This is a genomic window from Shewanella sp. SR43-8, assembly GCF_014163775.1.
GTDB classification, from domain to species: Bacteria; Pseudomonadota; Gammaproteobacteria; order Enterobacterales; family Shewanellaceae; genus Shewanella; species Shewanella vesiculosa.
Map to the genome: position 1 here is coordinate 67,081 of NZ_JACJDX010000001.1, position 25,372 is coordinate 92,452.

The following is a 25,372-nucleotide window of genomic DNA, read 5'->3' on the forward strand; positions in this document are numbered from 1 at the left end:
TATTGTCCTATTTATATTGTTACCTGAGCTAATAACAAACGCACTATTAGTCGAGTAATAAGTCATCGTAAAAATCAGTCGTTGATACATCGTTGTCAACCACACGGCCATTAACACGCAAAGGTGCTGCTTGGCTTGGTTGTGAAAATGCCTGACGACTTAAACTTGAAAACATCACTTGCTCAGCATCAATAGTAATGCTTACCAGCGCAGTAACAGGATCATTTACGCCATCGCTCACAGCCAAGGTAAAACTGTCCATGCCAGTGACTTCATTTGCCGGAGTATAGGTAAACTCACCATTTGCCATTAAGCTCAGCGATCCCAGCGTGGGTTCATTCACTAGCGTAAACGTCAGGCTATCGCCGTCCTTGTCGGTGGCAGCTACTTGATCGGTTACCGCAGTTTCAGTCACAGTAGACAGCATCAAACCACTTACCATAGGCGCACTGTTTTTAACCATTGCCATTGGATCATCATCTGAGTTACACCCAGCTAATAATCCTGAGCTGATCACACTGACTAATACCACTGGCTTAGCCATAGCGTTAATAAGCTGGCGAGTCGCATATTGGATAGAAGTATTCATCTTGTGTTCCTTATTTTGAGCCAGAAAGTGGCGTCGCTAAATAGGGGAAGTGATCCATCATCATAGTCGCATCAACCGGTGCGCCATCGGTAAATGGCACAGTACCAACACTGGCATCATCACTAGTACAAAGGCCTAAATCAGTATCTGTTCCATTAACTGGGATCGGGTAACATAAACGTCCCATGACCACGCGCAGGGCAATATCAACGACATCATCACCAGGACGACGACCATTAGGGAAACCAGCTAAATCATCGCCTGCAACACCAAAAGCGGACTGCATATCGCGAGGTTTTGCTGGAATACCGGTATTAAGACGCAACATTTCTGATGGCGTCACCGTTTCAAGTTGGTTAACACCGGCAAAGCCTGTTAGAAATGCAGTAACGAGATCATTACGAGGGAAATTGGTTGGTGCTAATGTCTCAATATTTGTGCCTAAAGTTTGATTAACTGCATCTTTAAACAAAATATTGAGCAATTCAGGTAAGCTTGGGTGGGTGACATAATCAGCAAACTGAGTATCATCTTTAGGCTGTGAAGTCGAAAAGGTGTCTTTGTCTTTTAGGCCAATCACTAACTCGTTCACCAGCGGATTACCTAGACGAGAGACTTGAGTTAATGCCCCACCGTTAACTTCAGTTTTACCTACTTTTGCATTTGGATTTAAAATACGCGCTTGCGGTAAACTGGCGGTAGTCCATGCACCGATAGTGCCGTTACCTTGAGTGGTTAAACATGTCTTTGGTACTTCAATTGAAATGGCTGTAACATTTTTATCCATTAAGTCATCATTATCGGCTGATTGGGTAATACCACCTGGAAAACCGCCTTGATCACCAGCACCCGGAGCACTATCACCTTCCACTGGTACATAGTTTACTAAGTCAAAAGTTTTGCCTAAGTTAACCACGAAAGGGTCTTTACGTTGACCGACAAACACCTTACCAGGACTGGCACAACCGTCGAGGTTAAATTCGTAAATGAATTGTCCAGCATAGCTTGCATAAGCGCTGCTATCACCGAAACTTTTATTACCAATATAATCCAGAGGTTTATGGAACATCCCGCCAGCAGTATTGCTCAACACTGTTGCACTACCGCTATTTTGTGGTCCTTTAACAAGTGTTAACTGATACGACTCGCTAAAGTTTGCCGCACTTTGATCTGCTGCTGTAATGCCACCAATATTTTTAAGCGGGACTGACACACTGCGTTGATTTCCAGCTGGACCAACCGTTAACGCAATACCTTGATTATTATTGGCAAGCTCATTGGTAAAGTTAAATTGAAAGGTTAAATCTTCTACTGCATCACCGTCGTTATCGATATGAATGCTGTATACCGCAGCAGGATCCATCGCATAATAGTTAGGTCCGCCGTAGGCGTCTTGCAATGGAATATAGTTAGCGATAAGAGTGACGTAGTCTTCACGTCCTGCTTCATAACTGTTAAATGCATAAAAATCGGTAGAATCTAATGTCGGAAAACGCGTGATATTCGGTGCTTCTCGATGACTTGAGGCAAATGCATTAGCGCCTAACAAAGTGCTGCATACCATACTGGCGATTAGGGATATTTTTAGTACTTTCATGACCATTTCCTTATTGTGTAGTAGAGTCATGTAAGTAAACGGCTCAGGTTCCATTTTGGATGCAGAATTTAGCCATTATTGTTGCATTAATTTTAAAACAAAAATAAATTAACACTAAGATACTGAATTATAAAGATTATAAACCCGTGCTTAATTTGAATTATTTTTGATGATTTTTGAATATTTGTTGATAATCATCTGAAACCTTATCGATTTTGCATCAATAATGCAGCTTGATACTCAGTAAACCTGAGTACATTCACCCCGTCACGGTTCGTCATGATCAATTCCTGCTAGAGTGATAATTTCGCGATAATAAAATCTTTCCCCATAAAAAACGGCCAAGGATATCTCCTTTGGCCGTCTCGATTTATGCTTCAGCTTATTGTCGCGTGAATAAGTATTTACACATCATTGTTATCCCGCATTCACAGACCCATTAATGGATTATAAAATTGCCAGCTCTGCGGTATACAACACTTCAGTAGGCATGCCATTCGGTGAACCGTTTAAAGGCTCTAAACTGACCGCCAAAGCAACAATATCGACATCATCAAACTGACTATTTTTAGCTAAACTCAGCTTACCCGATTTAGGTAACAAGCCCAATGAGATGGGGTTTTCAACACCTTTCGCCACCATCCACAACTCATAATCTTTGTTCGGTAAAGGTTTTAGGTTACTGGTAGAGCGAACTTCAATAGTATTGGCCGTGACTTCAATAAGCCATAATGCTTTAGCTTGCGCACTTTGCACAACGGCAACTTGTTGCGGCGCAGCGACGGGCACAGGTTGGTTATTCACCAGGATGACCGCCATAATAATGGCTGCGGCTGTTGCCATGGAGGCCAGGCCTTTCCAGACGCGATGGCGAGTTGTTAAAGGCACGACATTGGGTGTCTCTGGTGCTGGAGTGTGGCTCAAATTGTCAACAAAACCCAGCGTATGACGAATATTTTGCCACACACGATCATCAGGCTTTACCGGAGGTAATAACTGGTTCATACCATGCAAATGTTGCTCCCATAACCAAGTGCTTTCGCGCAGGCTGGGTATTTGCATCATTAATTTTTGAAACCGACGTCTAGCTTGGCCACGCAATGTGCCCAGCACATATTCTGCAGCCAAGGCATCTTTCAATTGAGGATCATGATAATTCATAACGATAAACACCTCTGTAATTGCTGTAAACCACGGCGGATCCAACTCTTAATCGTGCCCAAAGGTAAGTCTAGATGCCCTACCACTTCATGATGCGATAAACCATTGTAGTACGCTAAATGAATCGCTTGTTTTTGTTGCGGTTCAAGCTCGCTCATACATTGATCGAGTTGATTTTTATGCACTTGCGGACCGTCGTCATTGCTGGGCTCATCAAAAATCGCTTCTTGGCCCTCTTCAAGCGGATCTTCTTTTCTGACTTTTTGATAACGCAGCATGTCTAATGCTCGGTAACGCACTATGCTGATCATCCAAGTGAGTACCGACCCCTTGCCATGTTGATACTCGGTCGCGTTATGCCAAATTTTTACGTAGGCTTCTTGCAGCACCTCTTCAGCCAGCTCCCGTCGACCGAGCATTTTCAAACTAACCGCAAATAATTGACTGCTAGTCGACTGGTATAAATCAGCAAAAGCTTGTTTATCTCCATCCGCACTGGCACTCAATAAGTTAAGTAATGTGTCTTGATCCATAATATGCCACGCTTCCCGGTAATGATTCGATTTCGTTAATACGGGCTGTTACTGCATATATAGAATAAAAAAAGCCCTTCAGAGTGTATACGTTACAGCCTGCTAATTGGATGCAAGTTTAATAAAAAACGAGCAGCGCCCTTTAATATACTGATCCTATGATTGGGAAAATTGATGAAATAGAAGAGTTATACTCCAGAAAAGTGATGCAAACAGGGAACCACTATCCCTGCAGCAAGTACTCTTCAGCTTTTTCGATACTGCGCGGTTTACCCACCAGCATTAAAATATCATTACGCCTTAACACCCACTCTGGTGGCGGAGGATTAATCTCCTCCCCTTTACGACGCACAGCTCTAAGTTCAACGTCTAATGCTTGCCATGGAATATCAGCAACGGTTTTCCCCACAGCACTGGCTCTTGACGCCAGTGATACTGCATGGAGTAAATCCAGAGTGAAATCAGTTTCGGTGCCCGAAAAAAAACCGTGTAAATATTGGTAATGGTTACGTCGCTCTGATTCTAAACGCTTAATAATACGCGCTAATGGTACTCCACATTTAAACAAGACTTGCGAAACCAGCATCAAACTGCCTTCAAGGGATTCAGGAATCACTTGGGTTGCGCCGGCTTCTTTAAGCTCATGCAAGTTAGCATCATCGCGAGTACGCACGAGTATTTTTACATCAGGAGCAAGCTTGCGTGCTACGGCTAAACACTCTTCAGACTGGCGTGGTTCACAAAATGTCACCACCACTAAACTGGCATCACGGATGCCCATCTTCTTTAACAGTGCCATTCTGCAAGCATCACCAAAATGAATGTTCTCGCCCGCCGCTCTGGCCTCTGACACGCGGGTGGGGTCTAAATCGAGTACCATGTATGGCACGGCTTCTTTTTTCAAAAAGCGCGCTATTGTTTGCCCTACTCGGCCATAACCTAAAATAAGCACCACGTCACTTTCATCAGAATGAGGTAAAACAACCTCAATAGGCTCAGATTTAGCTGCTAACTTGTTACCGCTAACCTTTTTAGCAATATCAAGGCTATGGCGGATCAACCAAGGTGCCATAGACATAGAGATCACTGCCACAGCAACTAATACTGTGCTGACTTCGTTATTGAGCAATTGATAATTCACCGCCAATGCCAATAACACAAAACTAAATTCACCCACTTGACCTAAACTGATTGCCGTACTGAGTGATACCTTAGTATTTTCGCCTACAAGCTTGAGTAAACCATGCACGATCAAAATTTTAGTCAGTACCACTGCGACTAAAATTAATAGCACTTGCCACCAATATTGCATCACCAGATTGAAATCCAGTAGCATGCCGATTGAGATAAAAAACAGGCCCATTAATAAATCACGAAACGGCCTAATATCAGCCTCTAACTGACGTCGATACTGACTTTCGCCCAGTAGCATACCAGCAATAAACGCCCCTAATGCCATTGACAGTCCAAGCCATTGAGTAAACGCGCCCGTCACTAAGGCCACAACCAAGGTCGATAATACAAATAACTCATTTGAGCGTGAGCGAGCCACTTCATCGAAAATACGTGGCAGTATCCACTTACCAAATGACATTAAGCCGACAAAAGCCAAAATACCAGTGAGCAATTCCCACATAATACTGTTGAAGCTCATTTCCACATCGCCTTTGGCTAACAGCGGCATTAAAATCAATAACGGCACTACGGCTAAGTCTTGAAATAACAACACACTGACGGATAATTCGCCATGCCTGCGCCTTAACCAGTTTTGTTCGTTTAGCAACTTTAATACAATCGCCGTTGACGACAAGGCAATGGCTGAACCAATCACTATTGCGGCCACTAAATCCTGGCCAACCAACATGGCGATGCCGCCAGCCACAAAAGCCGTTATCAACATTTGGGCGCTGCCCAAGCCAAACACTGTGCGGCGCATGGCCCACAATCTAGGCACAGAAAACTCCAGCCCTAAAGTAAACATCAATAGCACGACACCTAACTCAGCCACAGACTGCATTTGTAACTGAGTAAACCAATGGAAACCACTGGGACCGCTGACCACCCCAGTGAGTAGATAAGCTAAAATGGCAGGTAAGCCGAGACGGCGTAATAATGCAATCGCCACAATCGCAATCACAAGCATCGACAAAATATGGATAAAAATGCTGTGTTCCATTATGGCTTTGGCTCCTCGTCAAAAAAGTGTCGAAAGGGAAATAAAACGTTTTCTAAATACTACAGTAAAACAACAAGCAACTAATAACTATAGAAAAATTTTCATAGGCACGGTTTTTGCTAATAAATTGACAATTAGTTGTAACGTACTGGAGTAAATAATATGGATTTCGCGCTAGCAACAGAGTTCTATCCTGATGATTACTGGTACCGTTCAGACGCTTACTTGAATCGAGAGTCTGATCTAGACCTTGTTCAAGTAATTCAACAACTACATGGAAGTTTAGATCCTCGGACAGTTTTTGCCTGTTTTGGCAAAGTCCTAGGACAACATTTGCCGATTAAAGGACTGCAGTTGACCCTAGATAAACAAAAATTTGTTTGGGGACGTCATTACGGTATCGAATTAAAACATACTATTAACGATAACAATGACAGCTTTGCTATCACTTATCAGTTGTCTGTGCCACTCAACTCGGCGCAGAAGAAATTATTACAACGGCTTGAAAACATGCTCATTCAACCGTTTAATAATGCATTAAAATATCAAGCAATGTCTAATCAAGCCATGTTTGATGCGCTAACTAACTTAGGTAATCGATATTATTATCGTCAAGCTCTTGATATTGCATTAGCCCGAGCGAATCGCAAACAAGGTCAGGTATCATTAGTGATATTAGATTTGGATAAGTTTAAACAACTCAATGACGTACACGGCCATAAAGCCGGTGATTACGTTTTAGTAGGGTTTGCAGCATTAATTAGTGAAGCGATCCGTAATACGGACCAAGCTTTCAGAATTGGTGGTGATGAGTTTGTGATTATTACTCAAGGAAATGCAGATGCAGCGGCAATTATTTGCCAACGTATTATTGATATGATGCCAAAACATTCTGAACTGACCGAATATAATATTCAATGCAGTTTAGGCATTGCGCAATCATTACCACAGCAACAAGCAGAAAACTTATATGAGCGAGCGGATAAAGCCATGTATGCAGCAAAAGCAGCCGGACGTAATTGTTTTCGGGTCTGTGAAAACAGCATAATATAACGCCGCAAATGCGTAATACAGTACACAACTAATTAACCAAAAAAGACCTTAACAGGTCTTTTTTGCCATGGCCTACGCTATCGTGATTACATTCCGCGAAGCTGAATACGCCTTAAAAATTCAGTCATCACCCTGTCGTAAACTAAATCCCCTAAAAACAAATCTTCTACGCCATGGTCAATACTCGGATTGTCATTCACTTCAATGACATAAGCCTTACCGTCAATTTCTTTTAAATCGACACCATACAAACCAGCGCCAATTAAGTTTGATGCTTTAACCGCCGCATCAACAATATTTTGCGGCACCATTTTTAAATCGATACAGTCAAAATCACCACTACTGACACGGCCGCTTTGATGATGTTGATAAATCTGCCAGTGACCACGACTCATAAAGTAACGACAGGCATAAATAGGTTGGCGATTTAGCACGCCAATGCGCCAATCATAATCGGTAGGCATAAACGCTTGCGCTAAAATTAACGCACTGTGCTCAAAGATAATCGCTGCTTGTTCAAGTAAGGTTTCACGGTCGTTCACCTTAACAACCCCAAGGGAAAATGCCCCATCGGGTACTTTAAGTACAATCGGTAATCCTATGGTATTAATCACATTATCGGCCCAGTTTTTATCCGAGGCTTTAAAGATGACACTTTTAGGCACTGGCACTTTATGTTTGTTTAATAGCTCGGTCAAAAACACCTTGTTAGTGCACTTCATAATGGATTCAGGGTCATCCATTACCACCAAGCCAAGTTGCTCTGCCGCTTTCGCAAATCGATAAGTAAAGTTGCTGATATTAGTGGTAGAGCGAATAAACAAGCCATCAAACTCACTTAACCGCGCCAGATCGTGAGAACCAATTTGGACTAAATCCATGCCGATACGATTAGCCGACTTAGTAAATAACTTCAGCGCCGCTTTATCTGATGGTGGCATTTTCTCATGCTCATTCACCAGCATGGCAATTTCATAACGATAGCGTTTCGACGGTTTAGGTAAACGCCATACTTTTTGTGAAAACACCTCTAAATACTTAGCGAATAAATCTTGTTCTGATTCGGTTAAGTCTTGAAAAGCCGCAGGCTCAATGGAGCCAACCTGCCACTTTCCTGACATTTTTAACAAACTCACTTGCAATACCGGCACAGTAAAACGTTCAAAAATTTTGCGAGCAAGCTTGTCAAGCGACGGATTATCACAATAGCCAAAATAGAGCTTCATGGATATTTCAGTCACAGTATCAGGCAGCTTATCTAAACCAGCTTGAGGTAAACTAAAAAAACGGTCCTGAGATAAATCATTAATGGTCATCACGCGCGGGATCACCCGGTGACCGCGTGCTTCAGCCATTAACGAACAGTAATAACCAGTGCTTAAATAATCATAACTGCGACACAAGTTAATCACTTGCATGGCACTTTGCTCGGAAAACGCACCCATTTCTAAATAATCATGCACTGTGACCATATGGTCACTGGGTAAATAGGGACGCCAATCATTAACATCGTCGGTGACAATTAAAAAATGAGCCATAAATATCGATTGCCTCTTGTGCGGTTTAGCGCGTAAATTAAGTCACTATCATGTTTGCCAACTCGAGCCAACTCATGCTGCTTCGTCAAGCTATTCCCAGCGATTTATCCCAGCTTAACCAAATCGAATCCAATGCCTTTAGTGGTGATAAAATCAGCTCTCGGCAGATGAAACGCTTTATAAACTCGCCACTGGACAGCTTATTAGTCGCCGACATAGACGGCACCCTTGCTGGTTATGCATTGGTGCTATTTCATCGTGGCACACGTCTAGCAAGGCTATACTCTATTGCTGTTGCGAGCGAATTTAGAGGTCGCAACATTGCCTTTGAACTGGTCACAAAATGTGAACATACCGTGGTCGAGCGCGGCTTCATTACATTACGCCTAGAAGTGCGAAACGACAACATCGCGGCCAAAAATCTTTATTTAAAAATGGGTTATAAAGTACTCAAAACCTTAGTGCATTATTACGATGACTTAGCTGATGGCGTGCGCATGCACAAACGCTTAGACCCGCCAGGGCCAAGCAAAGTCATCAAGATGCCTTTGTATGTGCAAACCACACCCTTTACGTGTGGCGCCGCTTGCTTAATGATGGCCATGAGTGCGGTAAAAACGCACTATAATCCGAGCCGAGTTGATGAGTTGAGTATTTGGCGCGAAGCCACCACTATTTTTATGACCAGCGGTCATGGTGGTTGCAGTGTGCATGGTTTGGCTTTAGCAGCCATAAAGCGCGGATTACAGATTGAGATGTACAGCCAGTCAACGTCAGTCCCCTTTATTGATAGCGTTCGTGACAGCAATAAAAAAGCCGTCATTACCATAGTGCATGACGACTTTTGTCAGCAATTAGCCTCACTAGGAATTCAGATCCACAATGCATCACCCAGTCTGACTCAACTTCGACATTGGATTGACAGCGGTTATGCTGTGTTATTGATGATCAGCACCTATCGATTTAATGGCGAAAAAGGCCCACATTGGGTGGTATTAAGTGGTTACAACGAACAGTTTATGTTTATTCACGACCCGTTTGTTGAAGCACAGAAAGATGCGATTAATGCGGCGTATGTACCGATTAGCCAATCGGAGCTGGCGCAAGTGATGCAGTATGGGAAGCAGAAACAGGTTTCTTGTTTAGTGGTGAAGTCATCTTTGGCTTAATGATGGTTAAGCTTTTATGGCCTGCGGCCACTAACGTCGTGGCGCTTCACCCACACCCGATTTATCACACTTCGTTTGAATTGAGATCGCAAGGTTCCACCCTGCATGAGTCAAATTTACTGTCATCTCGGTAGTGTTGTTTAACTGGGATCCAGCTTTATTTCACGTCGTTCCGGTAATGCTGTTAAGCCGGAATCCAGCTGTTTCTTTTGTTGTTTGTACTTATGACCTGCGGCCACTAACGTCGTGGCGCTCACCCACACCAGATTAACATCGCAAGGTTCCACCCTGCACGGGCCAAAAGGGGATCAACAGCAATCCCCTCTTGGATCACCCCTGCCGTTCCGGCAACATTTTCGCTTTTTAACCAAACAACAGCAGCGAAAAAATTGCGACGGAAATTGATCTAGCGTTTAACTGCATTTATAGCCTGCTTCGGCCTTATCCGAAAATGCTAACGCTTCCGATGGGGCGTCCCTTCCCCTCGAAAGCTAAGCTCACATCCATGTGAGCTTCACGCTATTTTCATCAACAGCCTCAAGTTCAGAGTTGAATTTAACCATTTGAAAGCTGAGACCAACTCGTTTTTGGACAGAAACGAGTTAGCTCTAGCTGCCAAAATGAAGTTATATTCATGACTATAAATACATGTTCAGTAAACGTTATTGGGAGACTAATAAAGCTCACGGGCTAATTAAACCCTTTAAACGAGTTCCTCAATGTTAAGGATCAGTAATTATAAATATTAATTTCTTTATGTGACGAAGGGGGTAGAGATTTGAACCCTCCCCCCCCTAATTCTAAGACGCCTGTATACGCGGGTTGTACGAGTATTGAATGAGTTGATTGTTACACCAAACTGTTGTTTTATTTATCGTCAGAAGAATGATGTTCTGCCTCAAGTGATAAAGCTTAATCATAGTTATTGAGCCATAGTCTCTTGTTAGGCAGCTGGGTTTGTATACTGTTAAGTGCTAAACCTCGTCTAAATGGCGACCAATAAACTCCGCAGAGCTGTTCCAAGCCAACTTTATCTCATTTGTTTCCGGGTCTTTGTACCATGCATCAGACCACGTATTATCAAAACTCCACTCCCAAGCCACCTTTTTCCCTTTTTGGAAATGTGAGCGTGTGGTTGGAAATATGCGATAGAATATTTTTGCCCCACTAGAAGATGCACTCTTTAAAATCACCCCTTTACCATTTTCAATTGGAATACTGCATTTAGGATCTGAATAAATATCAACAGCTGTATGATGAACCCAGTTAGTCTCTCTAGGGAGAGCATGCAATGATTTTAGAATACTAACCCCTGAATCTAATGCGCTTAAGATATTACGCTCGTCCGTTTCACCACCATGTATTATTTTATTTCTAGTTTCCCAAAAAAGACGCAAACTGTTAGAAATATGTTTCGGCAAACCGTAATGACTATCCAGCTCATCAATTGCTTGACGAACATTAACGTTTTTTCTGCCTTCCAGTTTTCCAATGCTCGCGAGAGTCTGCTTTGCCTCTTTCTCAATGTCAGTAGCTAGCAATATCAGTGCAGCTTTAGGAGACCTTGCTGCCTCATGAATAATTGCCTTGATACTTGATTCATCTTCTTTTTCAGTGTTATTCCCGTCGAAACTATCAGTATTACTTACGGGGATTTCTGAAACCTCTTCGGACAACTTAGATGCTGAGCGTTGAAGATCTGCTAATGAGTCACTTAATTCTACTTCTTGGCCAAGCAACTTACCTTTTTTCAGCCTTCCGATAGCCTCGGCTAACTGACTTTTAAATACCAGTAACACCACAAAAGCAAAGATAGGCCATAAAAGAGTAGCTATTGCCTTTAGTAATTCTGATATTTCACTCATTCTTTTATTCCATGATGGGCATTTAACGAGACTGTAGAATAACTCTAACAGCCAAATCCAATTAAAAAACGAGCTCCTGAAATCAATTCTAAGCGCTTTTAAGACACTAGGTAATGCATTTGGAACCCATAAAATAGGCTATTTTTCTTAAAAGATAGAAATTCTACAGCCTCAACGCCCAAATAACAGGCTAAGTAATGGTTGGCTAAAATTGTGTAGCGAAGCGAAACGTAACCAACTGTTACGTGTCCTTGTTGATTTTCTTGTGAGCAGTACTTTGCACTTCATTATTAAGTTGCGGCTTAAACTTATCGTAAAGCTCATTTTTAATATCTTCAGGAACATGTGCAACACTACTTTCACTACTAGAGTCTTTTACCCAGTTATTTGCTTCAAGAACACAGTTAAAACAAAACCAAGATGCAGCAACAAACAGCCAGTCACCATTTAAAATTGATAATAACCCAGAGAAAAATATAAAGATTAATAAAGCTCTGATTAACCAACTACTAGCGTGGAGTAGAGCAATAGCCGAACCAAAAGTAGAAAGCTGCATGTTATTAGTATTTATATATTCTTTATGCAGGATATGTTTAACCACATCAATTTTTGAGTACTCTTTAAAGAAAACCTTGCCACTACTTTTAGCTTTATTAAAAATAACTCTAAACAACCAAGAGGAAAATAAAAATACAGCTGAACCAATCAAGCTTTGTTCAAATGGTGTATAGCTATTTATGATCTCTAATATCGAACTCAAACTGAACTCCTTTTCTGTACTGCTAACGCTTATTGAACGTATCGCCCGATAAGTCGGCTGTTCAAGTTATTGATTTAAATCATCCTACATTCTCTATGTCTTTGATGTAAAGTGATAAAACACTCTCAACCTCCCAAAACAAACCGAGGTTGCACGTTAATGTCGTTAAAAAAACAAGCGGTGAAATTTATTTGCAATATTATCAATCAATTATACTTTTCAAAATAAATCCATATTACGACTTTAGACTTACTTAATGAAATTTTGGCTTACTTCATGAATTAGTTGATTTTAATTAAGTTAAATCTATTTAAACCTATATATAAAATCAGTTCATTCGGTTAAGCACAACCTAGCCAGTAAATAATGGTCTTTATCGAAAAGCCTACTCAATACTTCAAGTAAATATTTCTCAACAAACAAAGTCAGCATGTATGTTTCTGAGAGTACAGATTTAGTAACGTAGTTTTGCTGTTTTCAATAGTAAATGAATACATCTAAATCGTAATAATGAGATAGCACACGCTAAATACACTTAAAATCACCTGCCAATGGACAGCTTACTCATTAAAGCGTAACAAGCTTTGGGGCATAAATGATTTGCATACCTTGCTTTCAATTGGTGTGATTCAACTCTGAACTTGAGGACGTTGAAGAAAATAGCGTGAGCCTGACAGGACGTCAGGCTAGCTTTCGCGGTACAGGATGTACCATCGGAAGCGTTAGCATTTTCGAATAAGTCCGAGGCCGATTCCAAATAAAGCCCAAAGCTGGATCAATCCCCATGGCGACCTTTTCGCTGTTTGAAAATGTTGCGGGGCGGCTGGGAGTTCCAAGAGGGAACAGCCCTTGGTTTCCTCTTGGTCTGGTGTGGGTGAAGCGCCACGACGTTGGTGGCCGTAGGCCATAACTAATAAAAAAGGAGGCTTTCGCCTCCTCTCTTTATCCAACTAGCTAACACTACTTACCGTCTTGTGCTCGACGCTTTTTGAAGTCTGAATCTTCGATCCATTTTGGCCAGTCGTTGTTATTGGCGAGCTTTTCAATAATGTCGCTGATCAAGGCTAAGTCTTGCTCTACCCCGCCTAAATTCCAGCTGGCATCGTAATCGTCTGCGCCTTGGTGGTACTTATGGGCGATGTAGTCTGGATCGGTGTCGCCTAGGCTCATGAACATTAAACCGGGGACGCCTTGTTGGGCTAAGGCAAAATGGTCTGAACGGAACATTAAACCATTTTGTGGGCGAGGATCAGCCTTTACAGTGCGGCCTTGTGCTTTGGCGGCATCATCTAAATAGGTTTCAAGTTGTGATACACCTTGGCCGTAACGCAAGATGTAATTAACCCCTTTACCTACGTTCATGCCGTCTATGTTTAAAAACGATACCAGTTGTTTAGTCGGTACAGGAGGATTCGCGGCAAAGTATTGCGCGCCAATAAGGCCAGTTTCTTCTGCGGTGAATGCAGTAAATAAAATAGAGCGTTTAGGTGCTTTGTTTTGCTGTTTAAAATGACGCGCAAGTTGCAATACGCCTGCAACCCCAGAGGCATTGTCGACGGCACCGTTTAAAATTACCGTTTTACCGTCTTGCACGGTTTTACCTAAGTGATCCCAGTGGGCATGCATGACTACCCACTCATCGGCTTGGCTAGTGCCTGGTATGAGTCCTGCTACGTTATAAGATGTGGCTAATTCGATGGTATTTTTTACTGCTAAATTGGCTTTGAGTTTAAGTGGTATAGATTTAAAACCCGCTTTTGCTGCACTGAGTTTCACTTTATCAAAGTCTAGGCCTGCTGCTTGAAACACCTTTTGCGCGGTTTGATGTTGCACCCAGCCCATGACACCAATATGTGATTGGTTTTTGTGATCATCAACTAAGGTGTATTTAGTATTGGTGTTGCTGTTTTCTACCACATTCCAGCCGTAGGCTGCAGGTGCAGTTTCATGGACAATAAACACCGCTTTGGCGCCCTGCCTGGCTGCTTCTTCGTACTTGTAGGTCCAACGGCCATAATAGGTCATGGCATTGCCTTTAAAGATAGCGGGATCTTGAGTGGCAAAGCCTGGATCATTAACTAATACAATGACGGTTTTGCCTTTAACATCAATGTTGGCATAGTCATTCCACTGATATTCCGGCGCATTAATACCATAGCCAACAAACACTATATCGCTGTTATCTACACTCACTTGAGGTAGAACTTGCTCAGTACGTGCAGTAAAATCAGTGCCATTATTAAACACTAAATCGCCAATAGTGAGTTGCATGCTTTGATCCGCGGTAATCTTAGCCATCGGCACAGCTTGACGATAACTGTCACCGAAACCTGGAGCGAGTCCCATTGCTTTGTATGCGTTTTCTAAATACTCAACGGTTAGCTTTTCGCCATGAGATAACGGCCCACGGCCCTCAAATTCATCACTGGCTAAGGTTTGGACATCTTGACGATAGGTTTTTTGATCAAATTGAAATGGCGTAGCGTTGACACTTGGCAGAAGCAACACACCAAACACAGCTAATAAACGAAAGGTATTCACGGACAAGGTCCCCTGTTGAGTATTGAGAGCAACCATTGTAACAGCAAGCAGCTAAAGCGAAAGTCGTTAACGCAGCTTAATAAATAACCCCAGCTGGCTTTACACAAAAAACACATGGTAGGGATAATTAAGACGCTTTGCATACGGCCACCTCTAACTAAATGCATAGCTATCTGACTAAAAATGATCGGCATGCATTTGTAATACAACAACACCTATTGACATAATATGTCGCAGCGTTCTATAGTGAGACATAAAATGTCATCGAGGGTCTGTTTGCCATTTTGATGATTTAACGTGTATGAGCTTGTGTTAATAAAACACCCGAGGTGAATAGTGACAATACCGAAATATAAAGGGAAATATATGAAATTTATCATCGTTGGTGTAATCAGTTTTACACTGGGCATAACTGGCGCGGGTATGATTGCACTTAAATTTTTTGCCTATGGAGGTCAAAGCGTAGCCGCTGCAGAAATTCAAATGTCGGCGAGTACCTTACAGCTGCTTGAATCAAATCAAACCGATATGGTAGTCAACAAGCTGTGTTCGATACTGCCTATTGCATTAAAAAATAAAGCCGAATTTGACGCCTCATGGTTTGCTATCGAATTTAATTATGGTCATACCCAATCAGACGAAGATATTGAAACAATCGCCAAAAATATGTTGGCAAAGGGCAATATTTGCAACCCGATAACGCATTAACATCAAAGCAAACTAATGCCTTGGTGCCCTGTTTGCGCTAAATAGCGTTTGTCTACCCATAGGCCGATAGCAGCAACTAATACTTCATCATAGAAAACTAACGGAATATGTTGCCGACGCCAAGGTGGGATATTGCACTCTTGCCATAGTTTTTTTAACTCACGCGGTTTTGGCCGTTGTGAGGTAGCAAATTGTGGTTGGCACTTAATAGAGCCTGCTGCGCCATAGCGAATCGTCACTTTACTGTTAGTTGGCGCTAACGCTAATAGAGGCTTATCAGCAGATAGTTGTTGGCTTAAAAGGCATTGATGCTGGCCGATATCTATCTGCAACTCGGTAATATCACCCTTTAATAGACGAATAAAATCAGCGGTTAATGAGAGCGGATCGGGCGTGTTAAGATCACTATTGCTCAGTACATAGGCCACCCCTGCATAGCGTTTTACTTGGTAGCCACCCCATTGGATCGCCATATTAGCATCATCTTTAGCAGCCAGCAGTTGTGACAGTATCTGCTGTAATTGCGCTTGCGAAGGTAAACTAACGCCACAATGGCTTAAATATCCGCGAAATAGTAATGCTTGCCAAGCGGCACTTAATTGACCAAAACCGCTAAGCTTAAATCCGCTTGATTCGGTTATTGATGCATTGTCATCATTGGCTAATATTAGCCATTGAGGTAAGCGATGACTGACTTCGTCATCAATAACGTCTTGTTGCTGAGTACACAATGCCGCACTTCTGGCGGCTGTTACTGCGATACTTGGCCAGCGTTGTTTTAAGCGGGGAATAATATCTAAACGCAGAAAGTTACGATCATAACTGTCGTCTTGATTACTTTCATCTTCAATATGAGTTAAACGCTGTTGCAGTGCAAATTGCTCTATTTGCTCTCGGCTGACATCTAATAGTGGCCTAACCAACCAAGCGTGATGATAAGCTTGTATGGCGCCCATCGCACCAAGCCCTTTAGGCCCTTGGCCACGCTTTAATGCCAGCAATAACGTTTCAAGTTGATCATCCTGGTGATGGGCAGTGAGTAAGATATCCCCCGGATTAAGGTAGCGGTCAAACGCTTGATAACGGGCGTCACGCGCTTGTGCCTCAAGGCTTTGCCTTGGACCTTTGTCAACATTAACGCGCTCAATTTGCACGGGTAATTGGTAATAACCCGCGCGCGTTATACAGTGTTGCACCCAAGTGTCGGCATTGGGACTGAGCCCATGATGAACATGGATAAGTAAACACGCAATATGTGGGTATTTTTGGGCGAACGCACTCAAACCATAAGCTAATACTTCAGAATCAACTCCACCACTGTAAGCCAGCACTAACTTAGGTGTGCGCTCATGTTGCAAACTCGTCTGTTGATAAAGTGGCATTACCGCTTGTTCAAGCAAACTAAGCAATTGTTGGCCGCTGAGTTGAGCTAAAGTCGAGTGTTTCACTGTCATGGTATGTACCTAGAAAACAATTTTAACATTGGTTGACCCGAGCATACTTTCGAGTGCTAACATCAACTCATCACTGGGATTAACTCGCCATTCATCACCTAAAGTAATTTTACCGCTAGCATGGTCTTGTGCATAATTAATGGTCACCGGAACCACACCATTTCGCCAAGGGGTTAAGGTTTGTTCAAAGGTTTCCAGCCATGCTTGGGTAACATCGTTGCCATGAACATTTATTGCAACCGCTTTAGCAAAATGACTACGAGCTTCACCAATTTCGATAATATTACGGGCGTTCATCCGGTTACCACCAGAGAAATCATCAAAACTGACATCACCTTCGCAAATTAAAATACGATCTTTTTCAAGCATGTGGCCAAACTTTTCAAACGGTTCGGTAAACAGCATGACTTCTAAACGGGCACTTTTGTCATCTAAGGTGACTAGGCCCATTTTAGAGCCACGCTTGGTGATCATTACCCGCGTAGCGACCACTAGACCAGCAACTTTAACGGTTTTACCACGTTCTGTTGGGTGAATGTCTTTTAAGCGACCGTTAGTGTATTGCTTCAACTCTTTTAAATACTGGTTAATCGGGTGGCCCGTTAGATACAAACCTAATGTTTCACGCTCCCCTTCAAGCCAAATTTTGTCTGGCCAAGGGGTACACTGAACAAAGTTTTGCTTACTGTCTTCTGGCTCAGAGTTGAGTAAACCAAACATATCATGCTGGCCAATGGCTTCGGCTTTAGCATGTTGCGCGGCAGCACTAATAGCCTCTGGCAAAGTTGCCATCATTGATGCGCGATGCGGGCCTAAGGTATCTAGTGCACCCGCAAGGATCAGTTTTTCAATCACTCGTTTGTTGAGTTTTTTCAAATCAACACGGGCACAGAAATCAAATAAGTCGATAAATGGGCCGTCTTTTCGGGCCTCTAAAATGGACTCAACCGGACCTTCACCTACGCCTTTAATCGCGCCGATACCGTAAACAATATTTAAGTCGTCATCGACGGTAAATTTAAATTGGCCTTTGTTCACATCGGGCGGAATTAACGGTAAGCCCATGCGCTCACATTCATCCACTAAGGTGACAATTTTATCAGTGTTGTCCATGTCGGCAGACATTACCGCCGCCATAAACTGCGCCGGAAAATGGGTTTTTAACCACAGGGTTTGGTACGAGACGAGTGCATAAGCGGCTGAGTGAGATTTGTTAAACCCGTAACCGGCAAACTTTTCCACCAAGTCAAAGATCTTCATCGACAAATCGCCATCGATACCGTTGTTAATCGCCCCTTCTTTAAACGTGCCGCGCTGCTTGGCCATTTCTTCGGGTTTTTTCTTACCCATGGCACGACGGAGCATATCCGCACCACCTAGGGTATAACCCGACAATACTTGCGCAATCTGCATCACCTGCTCTTGATACAAGATAATGCCGTAAGTTGGTGACAATAATTCTTTTAACGATTCATGCTGATATTCGGCATCTGGGTATGAGACTTCTTCACGCCCATGCTTACGTTCAATAAAGTTATCCACCATGCCTGATTGCAAAGGACCTGGGCGGAATAACGCTACAAGCGCAATCATGTCTTCAAAACAGTCTGGTTGCAGACGTTTGATCAAATCTTTCATGCCGCGAGATTCGAGCTGGAATACCGCAGTGGTCTCATACCGTTGCAGTAATCTAAAGCAAGCAGGATCGGCAAGTGGAATGGCTTCAATCAGTACCGGCTCTTTACCTTCTTTGGCTAGGCGCGGATTAATCATCTGCAATGCCCAATCAATGATGGTTAAGGTACGTAAACCCAAGAAGTCGAACTTAACTAAACCCGCGGTTTCAACATCGTTTTTATCAAATTGCGTAACCGGGTTTAGACCTTCTGCATCGCAATACAGTGGCGCGAAATCGGTAATCCGAGTGGGCGCAATAACCACACCACCGGCATGTTTACCCGCGTTACGCGTCACACCTTCTAGGCGCCGACACATGTCGATGAGCTCTTTAACATCTTCGTCGCTGTCATAGGCTTCTGGTAGCGATGGCTCAACTTCAAACGCTTTAGCTAACGTCATTCCAGGCTCTGCTGGGATCATTTTAGTGAGACGTTCAACAAAGCCGTATGGATGACCTAAAACACGGCCAACGTCGCGCACAACCGCTTTAGCCGCCATGGTGCCAAAGGTAATAATTTGCGATACCGCTTCTCGGCCGTACAGCTCTGCTACGTGATCAATGACCTCATCGCGTCGGTCCATGCAAAAGTCGACGTCGAAATCGGGCATGGATACGCGTTCAGGGTTCAAGAAACGTTCGAACAGTAAGTCGTACTCGAGTGGATCTAAGTCGGTAATTTTAAGTGCGTATGCCACTAATGAACCGGCACCTGAACCACGACCTGGGCCAACCGGAATACCGTTATCTTTACCCCATTGGATAAACTCCATTACGATAAGGAAGTAGCCAGGAAACCCCATCTGGTTAATGACTTTCAGCTCAATCGCAAGGCGTTCGTCATACTCGCCACGCTTTTCGATACGAACTTGTGGGTCGGGGAATAAAAACGCCAGACGCTCTTCGAGGCCTTTTTCGGAGGCCGCGACTAAGAAGTCTTCAATCGATAAATCACCGGTGGGGAAATTAGGTAAAAAGTATTCATGCAAGCGGATGGTGACATTACAACGTTTAGCAATTTCAACACTGTTTTGAATCGCCGACGGAATATCACTAAACAGCGCAAGCATTTCATCTTCGGTGCGCAGATATTGTTGATCGCTGTAGGTTTTAGGGCGACGTGGGTCAACTAAAGTATAACCATCATGGATCGCAACACGGATCTCATGAGCTTCAAAATCGTCTTGCTTTAAAAATACCACTTGGTTAGTGGCCACAACGGGTAAACCTTTAATTGACGCAAGCTCAACCGCCATGTGTAAATAGCGTTCTTCGTGTGCCCGGCCGGTGCGAATAAGTTCGAGGTAATAGCGATCTTCAAAGTGTTGTTGATAAAAAGCAATCAGTGACTCAACTTGATTTTGATTGCCCTTTAATAAGGCTTTGCCCACATCACCGTCTTTGGCGCCAGAAAGAATGATCAAGCCGCTGTTATATTTGATCAGCCAGTCTTGATCAATCACTACGCGGTTATCGATATGCCCGCGAAGATAAGCTTCGCTGATTAATTGGGTCAGATTTTGATAACCGTCATTGTTCATCGCAATAATGGTTAACGCACAAAACTCTTTTTCAAAACCAGGCGTTTGTACCCAAAAATCGGCACCAATAATAGGTTTAATCCCGACGCCATGACAGGCACCGTAAAACTTGACCAAACCACAAAAGTTGTTTTGATCAGTTAACGCTATAGCTGCCATGCCCTGACTTTCAGCAGCAGCAATAATAGGTTTAACTTTGGCAACGCCATCTGACATTGAATAATCACTGTGGACGCGCAAATGAACAAAACGAGGATCGGACATAGATTATTTTTCTTCGAAAAAGATGAATGAAACAACACGAAAATGCGGAATTTAGACTACCAAACTAAGTGATTTTATCCAATGATAAACTCACTTAGTTTGGTGATTATCACAATGGATCCTGAAGTAAAATACGCTCAGCAACAGGTTTAAAACTTTTACGATGTTCAGGTAACACGCCATATAATGCCAGGGCTTCAAAATGTGCTTTGGTTGGGTAACCTTTGTGCTTAGCAAAGCCATACTGGGGATACTGGATGTCTAAGGCATCCATCTCGGCATCACGAGTCACTTTAGCAATAATAGATGCTGCGCTGATGGCGGCAACGAGCCCATCACCTTTGATGATAGCATGGCTGGCAATACCAAAATGAGGCACACGATTACCATCAACTAATACTCGCTCAGGTAAAATGGCCAAACCTGCCACAGCGCGTTGCATCGCCAGCATAGTGGCATGCAAAATATTAAGCTCATCGATTTCAAGTGGACTGGCACGGCCAATACTGACACTTAACGCGTTACCCATAATCTGTTGATATAAAGCGTTACGGCGCTTCTCACTGAGTTTCTTAGAATCATTAAGGCCAACAATTGGTTTACTCGGATCTAAGATCACCGCGGCGGTGACCACATCACCAATCAATGGACCACGGCCGACTTCATCAACACCGGCAACCACACCTTGTGAAATCATGGCGACGTGTTCTGGGGTAATATTTTTAATCACCACAGGAAGAGAATCAAGAGATGTCATCTGTTTTATCCTGTAAACCTAAGACGCATGTAACAATGCCACTACAGCATCTGCAGCTCGTTCGCTGGCGTTACATTTAAGTAAACCATGTAATTGCTCAAAACGGGCATTTAGCGGTGCAAAATCTTGATTGAGTTGGTTAATTACCGCGTCTGCAATTAACTGAGGCTGGCAATTTGCTTGCATGAGCTCAGGCACTATGGTCTCGTTTGCTAACAGATTAGGCAACGAATAGTTGTTGATTTTCATCATACGAATCGCAATGGCGTAAGTAATAGGGCTAACACGATAAGACACCACCATTGGGCGTTTTACCAGCATTGCCTCTAAAGTTGCAGTGCCTGACGCTAACAAAATACAATCAGCAGCAGCCATCACCTCACGAGATTGACCTTCGATAAGAGTGACCTCTAAATCGGGCGCAAACTCCTCCAGCGCAGTTAGAAATTGTTGCCGACGAGCATCATTAACCACTGGCGTGACAAATTTAATGTCCGGATAAGCTTGTTTAACCAACTGGGCTGCTTTGATAAAAGGTTCAGCTAATTGCTTTAACTCACCGCCACGAGACCCTGGTAATACCGCCAAGTATTCAGCATCGGCATCTAATCCTAATAATTGACGCGCTGCCTGCTTGTCGCTGTACATAGGTATGTCATCAGCAAGTGTATGACCGACAAAGGTACAGGGTACTTGATACTGGTCGTAAAAGGCTTTCTCAAATGGCAGTAACGACAACACCATATTAGTGGCTTTGGCAATTTTGAAAATACGCTTTGGACGCCAAGCCCAGACCGACGGGCTAACATAATGGACCGTTTTTATTCCTTTAGCTTTTAACTTAAGCTCTAAGCCAATGTTAAAGTCAGGTGCATCAATACCGATAAAGCAATCTGGAGCTAATTCAGTAATCTGTTTCACTAAACTGGAACGAATATGCATAAGCCGGGGTAAACACGAAAGCACCTCAACTAACCCCATCACTGAAAGCTCTTCCATTGAGAATAAACTTTCAAATCCTAGGGCTTGCATGCGCGGGCCACCAATACCGATAAATCGCGCATCAGGGTAGCGTTGTTTGAGTGAATGAACTAAACCGGCACCTAAAATATCGCCGGAGATTTCTCCGGCGACAATGGCAAATACTTTTGAAGAAGAGTTGGTCATCGTTTCCGTCTATCGAATAATGCCACGAGCAGAGTGGTTTACAAAATCTACTAACATTTTTACATTGGCGTCATTTTTAGCAGACTCAGCCAGTTCAGCATTGGCTTCTTCAATGGTTAAGCTTTTACGAAATATCGCTTTATACGCATTCAAGATTGCACGCTGGCTTTCTTTAGTAAAACCACGGCGTTTTAAACCTTCTAAATTTAATCCACGTGGTGCAGCAGGAGATCCCGAAGCCATCACAAATGGAGGTACATCTTTTAAAATCAGCGAAGCACCAGCAGTGAATGCATGGTCACCAATATGAACAAACTGATGTACACCTGTCATGCCACCTAAAATAACCCAATCACCAACATGCACATGGCCAGCGATAGATGCATTGTTAGCCATAATGACGTTATTACCTACAACACAGTCATGGGCGATGTGAACATAAGCCATAAATAGATTATTTGAACCTATGCGTGTTTCACCATGATCTTGGGTAGTGCCTCGGTGAATAGTGACTGACTCACGGATAATATTATTGTCACCAATAATTAACCGAGTTTGCTCACCGGCATACTTTTTATCTTGGCACTCTTCACCGACTGAAGAGAATTGAAAAATACGGTTACCTTTACCAATAACCGTTGGACCTTTAACCACAACATGCGAGCTTATCCATGTGTCGTCGCCAATTTCAACATTTTCACCGATATAAGTCCAAGGACCAATAGTGACATTATGGCCAATTTTGGCTGTTGGGTGAACAAATGCTAATTTATCTATCACTTTTCAATCTCTCTACGTGCACACATGATTTCAGCGGAACAAACCAGTTCGCCATCAACCAGGGCTTCACCAATAAACACACCAATGCCACGACGCTCTTTAATCATTTTAACGTGAAAATGTATTTGATCGCCTGGTACAACTACACGTCTAAAACGCGCTTTATCAATACCGGCGAAATAATACAATACGTCAGGAGACGGCTCTGTACTCATGGTTTTAAATGCAAGCAAGCCTGTGGCTTGTGCCATAGCTTCTAAAATTAGTACACCTGGCATCACAGGTTGTATTGGAAAATGTCCCTGAAAAAATGGTTCATTAATAGTGACATTTTTAATCGCATGTAATTGCTCACCTACAGTAAAGTCTAATACACGATCGATTAACAAAAATGGATATCTATGGGGTAGATATTTAAGTATCTCTTGAATATCCATGGTGTTTAATTGGTTTGACACACTACATTCCTTTAATAAGGCAGAATTACAATTATTCTGTGCCCTTAGCACTTTTCTCGAGATTTTTCACTCGACTAAATAAATCATCTAGTTGGCGGAAACGCACAGTATTTCGACGCCAAAGTTTGTTTTCCATGGCAACTGTAGCAGATGAATACACGCCTTTCTCGCGAATAATACTCGTTATATTGGTACCGCCAGAGACATGGACACCATCCACAATACTAAGGTGTCCTGCAACAGCACTACCACCACCAATAATGCAGTATTTACCGATAGTAGAACTACCTGCAATGATGGAACCACCCGCCATCGCGGTATTTTGTCCAATAACAACATTATGGGCAATTTGAACTTGATTGTCGATAATCACACCATCATGAATCTCGGTATGCGACAGCGCGCCACGGTCAATACTGGTACATGCGCCAATTTCCACATGATTGCCAATACGTACACCACCTGTTTGAGGGATTTTAATCCAATTACCACGTTCATTGGCATAACCAAAACCATCAGAACCAATAACAGAGCCTGAATGAACGATACAGTGGTGACCAATATGCACATCATGATAAATCGTTACATTCGCCCAAAGACGTGTATCTGAACCAATAATACTGGTTTCACCGATCACACAACCTGGACCAATCTGAACATTTTCACCTAAAATAACATTGGCACCAATCACCGCATTTGCGCCAATAGCAACACCGTCACCAATAATGGCTGAGGCTTCTATTTGGGCTGAAGGATGGATACCAAGGCTCTCTTTTGGTGTGGTATCAAGTAATTGCGCCACGCGAGCGAACCCAACATAAGGGTCACTGACAATTAGGGCATTACCTTGATAATTGCTTGCTTCTTTTTCGCTAAGTAAAACCGCGCTAGCTTGAGTTGCCTCAAGCATTGCACGGTATTTACTATTGGCTAAAAAAGAGAGTTGGCCTTGGACTGCATGTTCAAGAGTAGCCACACTGGTAATTTCCAGCGTATCGTCACCTTTGACTGTTGCACCCAATAATTGGCTAAGCTCTTTTAAAGTCACTTTTTGCATACTTATTATTTGCCTTTGCTTAAGGCTTCTACCACTTTGCTGCTGATATCAGCTTCTGGCTTAACAAAAATTACCGCGCCACGTTGAAGAACCATGTCGTAGTTTTCTTTACCAGCAATGGTATTAATTGCTTTTTGAACTTGAACTAATAGCTTGTTCTGCTCTTCACCTTGACGGCGACGCATGTCTTCGTCTAAAGCTTTGCCTTTCAGTTGGAATTCAGATTTCAATGATTCCATTTTACGGACTAATTCAGTTTTTTGTGTGTCGCTCATTAACGCGCCATCACGTTGTTGCTTTTCAACCATAGAACGCATGTCTTCTTGCATTTTTTGGACTTCAGCAACACGATCACCAAACTCAGCTTTTAACGATTTAGAAATTTGTTCGCGCTGTGGCAACTGCTCGAACACTTGACCCATATCGACTACAGCAAGCTTTTCTGCTTGAACTAGCATAGGGGTAGCAAACAATGCCAATGTAATTAATGCGCGATTTACCATCTTTTTCAAAGTAGACTCCTTGT

Annotated in this window: 21 protein-coding genes; 3 read left to right on the top strand and 18 right to left on the bottom strand. The window is 42.9% G+C overall.

Annotated features, from left to right (window positions below):
• Nucleotides 1-46 precede the first annotated feature (46 nt).
• The 5 genes from H5114_RS00270 to H5114_RS00290 form a co-directional block, all read right to left on the bottom strand.
• A complete protein-coding gene (locus H5114_RS00270) occupies nt 47-589 on the bottom strand; it encodes an Ig-like domain-containing protein (protein ID WP_310736372.1) in 543 nt (180 codons plus the stop codon).
• Nucleotides 590-599: 10 nt separating this feature from the next.
• Nucleotides 600-2,186: a DUF4331 domain-containing protein gene (locus H5114_RS00275; RefSeq protein ID WP_182721912.1), complete on the bottom strand. Its 1,587-nt coding sequence runs from the start codon at nt 2,184-2,186 to the stop codon at nt 600-602.
• Nucleotides 2,187-2,633: 447 nt separating this feature from the next.
• Complete coding sequence (locus tag H5114_RS00280) at nt 2,634-3,347, bottom strand: anti-sigma factor domain-containing protein (protein ID WP_182721913.1); 714 nt, start codon at nt 3,345-3,347, stop codon at nt 2,634-2,636.
• Nucleotides 3,344-3,880 (bottom strand): sigma-70 family RNA polymerase sigma factor, encoded by a 537-nt coding sequence (locus H5114_RS00285; protein ID WP_124016254.1) that lies wholly within the window; start codon nt 3,878-3,880, stop codon nt 3,344-3,346. Before H5114_RS00285 ends, H5114_RS00280 begins: the two co-directional genes overlap by 4 nt.
• 223 nt (nt 3,881-4,103) lie before the next feature.
• On the bottom strand, nt 4,104-6,056 hold the full coding sequence (locus H5114_RS00290; RefSeq protein ID WP_124016255.1) for a monovalent cation:proton antiporter family protein: 1,953 nt from the start codon (nt 6,054-6,056) through the stop codon (nt 4,104-4,106).
• A 162-nt stretch (nt 6,057-6,218) separates the two neighbouring features.
• Between H5114_RS00290 and H5114_RS00295 the strand changes: the two genes are divergently transcribed.
• The gene (locus H5114_RS00295) at nt 6,219-7,109 is read left to right on the top strand and encodes a GGDEF domain-containing protein (protein WP_182698883.1); all 891 of its coding nucleotides are present in this window, start codon (nt 6,219-6,221) and stop codon (nt 7,107-7,109) included.
• Between the two features lie 86 nt (nt 7,110-7,195).
• Here H5114_RS00295 and H5114_RS00300 read toward each other — a convergent pair whose 3' ends face one another.
• The gene (locus tag H5114_RS00300; protein ID WP_124016257.1) at nt 7,196-8,647 is read right to left on the bottom strand and encodes a RimK family protein; all 1,452 of its coding nucleotides are present in this window, start codon (nt 8,645-8,647) and stop codon (nt 7,196-7,198) included.
• 50 nt (nt 8,648-8,697) lie between these two features.
• On the opposite strand from H5114_RS00300, the gene H5114_RS00305 reads away from it, so the two are divergent.
• Nucleotides 8,698-9,816 carry a GNAT family N-acetyltransferase/peptidase C39 family protein gene (locus H5114_RS00305; protein ID WP_259395198.1) on the top strand — a complete coding sequence of 373 codons (1,119 nt, stop codon included), beginning with the start codon at nt 8,698-8,700 and terminating at the stop codon, nt 9,814-9,816.
• A gap of 140 nt (nt 9,817-9,956) precedes the next feature.
• Here H5114_RS00305 and H5114_RS00310 read toward each other — a convergent pair whose 3' ends face one another.
• From H5114_RS00310 to H5114_RS00325, 4 genes are all read right to left on the bottom strand, one after another.
• On the bottom strand, nt 9,957-10,103 hold the full coding sequence (locus H5114_RS00310; protein ID WP_182721914.1) for a hypothetical protein: 147 nt from the start codon (nt 10,101-10,103) through the stop codon (nt 9,957-9,959).
• A gap of 687 nt (nt 10,104-10,790) precedes the next feature.
• Nucleotides 10,791-11,681, bottom strand: a complete 891-nt coding sequence (locus tag H5114_RS00315; protein WP_182721915.1) for a hypothetical protein — start codon at nt 11,679-11,681, stop codon at nt 10,791-10,793.
• 241 nt (nt 11,682-11,922) lie between these two features.
• Nucleotides 11,923-12,441 carry a V3/V1b-type arginine vasotocin receptor gene (locus H5114_RS00320; RefSeq protein ID WP_182721916.1) on the bottom strand — a complete coding sequence of 173 codons (519 nt, stop codon included), beginning with the start codon at nt 12,439-12,441 and terminating at the stop codon, nt 11,923-11,925.
• Between the two features lie 960 nt (nt 12,442-13,401).
• A complete protein-coding gene (locus H5114_RS00325) occupies nt 13,402-15,018 on the bottom strand; it encodes a M28 family metallopeptidase (protein ID WP_259395199.1) in 1,617 nt (538 codons plus the stop codon).
• Between the two features lie 330 nt (nt 15,019-15,348).
• Here H5114_RS00325 and H5114_RS00330 point away from each other — a divergent pair, with 330 nt between their 5' ends.
• Nucleotides 15,349-15,690 (top strand): hypothetical protein, encoded by a 342-nt coding sequence (locus tag H5114_RS00330; RefSeq protein ID WP_124017000.1) that lies wholly within the window; start codon nt 15,349-15,351, stop codon nt 15,688-15,690.
• A 2-nt stretch (nt 15,691-15,692) separates the two neighbouring features.
• Here H5114_RS00330 and tilS read toward each other — a convergent pair whose 3' ends face one another.
• The 8 genes from tilS to H5114_RS00370 form a co-directional block, all read right to left on the bottom strand.
• Entirely contained in the window at nt 15,693-17,144 is a 1,452-nt protein-coding gene (gene tilS, locus H5114_RS00335) for a tRNA lysidine(34) synthetase TilS (RefSeq protein WP_182721918.1), read from the bottom strand.
• Between the two features lie 9 nt (nt 17,145-17,153).
• The gene (gene dnaE, locus H5114_RS00340; RefSeq protein WP_124016998.1) at nt 17,154-20,627 is read right to left on the bottom strand and encodes a DNA polymerase III subunit alpha; all 3,474 of its coding nucleotides are present in this window, start codon (nt 20,625-20,627) and stop codon (nt 17,154-17,156) included.
• A 109-nt stretch (nt 20,628-20,736) separates the two neighbouring features.
• A complete protein-coding gene (rnhB, locus tag H5114_RS00345) occupies nt 20,737-21,384 on the bottom strand; it encodes a ribonuclease HII (RefSeq protein ID WP_182721919.1) in 648 nt (215 codons plus the stop codon).
• A gap of 18 nt (nt 21,385-21,402) precedes the next feature.
• Entirely contained in the window at nt 21,403-22,551 is a 1,149-nt protein-coding gene (gene lpxB, locus H5114_RS00350; RefSeq protein ID WP_182721920.1) for a lipid-A-disaccharide synthase, read from the bottom strand.
• A 9-nt stretch (nt 22,552-22,560) separates the two neighbouring features.
• On the bottom strand, nt 22,561-23,331 hold the full coding sequence (lpxA, locus tag H5114_RS00355) for an acyl-ACP--UDP-N-acetylglucosamine O-acyltransferase (RefSeq protein ID WP_124016996.1): 771 nt from the start codon (nt 23,329-23,331) through the stop codon (nt 22,561-22,563).
• A complete protein-coding gene (gene fabZ, locus H5114_RS00360; protein WP_124016995.1) occupies nt 23,328-23,789 on the bottom strand; it encodes a 3-hydroxyacyl-ACP dehydratase FabZ in 462 nt (153 codons plus the stop codon). The genes lpxA and fabZ overlap by 4 nt, the downstream gene beginning before the upstream one ends.
• A 31-nt stretch (nt 23,790-23,820) precedes the next feature.
• On the bottom strand, nt 23,821-24,846 hold the full coding sequence (gene lpxD / locus H5114_RS00365) for a UDP-3-O-(3-hydroxymyristoyl)glucosamine N-acyltransferase (protein WP_124016994.1): 1,026 nt from the start codon (nt 24,844-24,846) through the stop codon (nt 23,821-23,823).
• Nucleotides 24,847-24,851: 5 nt separating this feature from the next.
• Nucleotides 24,852-25,349, bottom strand: coding sequence for an OmpH family outer membrane protein (locus H5114_RS00370; RefSeq protein WP_124017027.1), 498 nt, complete (start codon nt 25,347-25,349; stop codon nt 24,852-24,854).
• Nucleotides 25,350-25,372: the final 23 nt, after the last annotated feature.

Bases quoted from the DNA above. Each gene is read 5' to 3' on its own strand.
- H5114_RS00270 (WP_310736372.1), bottom strand. From the start codon at position 589: ATGAATACTTCTATCCAATATGCGACTCGCCAGCTTATTAACGCTATG.
- H5114_RS00275 (WP_182721912.1), bottom strand. From the start codon at position 2,186: ATGAAAGTACTAAAAATATCCCTAATCGCCAGTATGGTATGCAGCACT.
- H5114_RS00280 (WP_182721913.1), bottom strand. From the start codon at position 3,347: ATGAATTATCATGATCCTCAATTGAAAGATGCCTTGGCTGCAGAATAT.
- H5114_RS00285 (WP_124016254.1), bottom strand. From the start codon at position 3,880: ATGGATCAAGACACATTACTTAACTTATTGAGTGCCAGTGCGGATGGA.
- H5114_RS00290 (WP_124016255.1), bottom strand. From the start codon at position 6,056: ATGGAACACAGCATTTTTATCCATATTTTGTCGATGCTTGTGATTGCG.
- H5114_RS00295 (WP_182698883.1), top strand. From the start codon at position 6,219: ATGGATTTCGCGCTAGCAACAGAGTTCTATCCTGATGATTACTGGTAC.
- H5114_RS00300 (WP_124016257.1), bottom strand. From the start codon at position 8,647: ATGGCTCATTTTTTAATTGTCACCGACGATGTTAATGATTGGCGTCCC.
- H5114_RS00305 (WP_259395198.1), top strand. From the start codon at position 8,698: ATGTTTGCCAACTCGAGCCAACTCATGCTGCTTCGTCAAGCTATTCCC.
- H5114_RS00315 (WP_182721915.1), bottom strand. From the start codon at position 11,681: ATGAGTGAAATATCAGAATTACTAAAGGCAATAGCTACTCTTTTATGG.
- H5114_RS00325 (WP_259395199.1), bottom strand. From the start codon at position 15,018: ATGGTTGCTCTCAATACTCAACAGGGGACCTTGTCCGTGAATACCTTT.
- H5114_RS00330 (WP_124017000.1), top strand. From the start codon at position 15,349: ATGAAATTTATCATCGTTGGTGTAATCAGTTTTACACTGGGCATAACT.
- tilS (WP_182721918.1), bottom strand. From the start codon at position 17,144: ATGACAGTGAAACACTCGACTTTAGCTCAACTCAGCGGCCAACAATTG.
- dnaE (WP_124016998.1), bottom strand. From the start codon at position 20,627: ATGTCCGATCCTCGTTTTGTTCATTTGCGCGTCCACAGTGATTATTCA.
- rnhB (WP_182721919.1), bottom strand. From the start codon at position 21,384: ATGACATCTCTTGATTCTCTTCCTGTGGTGATTAAAAATATTACCCCA.
- lpxB (WP_182721920.1), bottom strand. From the start codon at position 22,551: ATGACCAACTCTTCTTCAAAAGTATTTGCCATTGTCGCCGGAGAAATC.
- lpxD (WP_124016994.1), bottom strand. From the start codon at position 24,846: ATGCAAAAAGTGACTTTAAAAGAGCTTAGCCAATTATTGGGTGCAACA.
- H5114_RS00370 (WP_124017027.1), bottom strand. From the start codon at position 25,349: ATGGTAAATCGCGCATTAATTACATTGGCATTGTTTGCTACCCCTATG.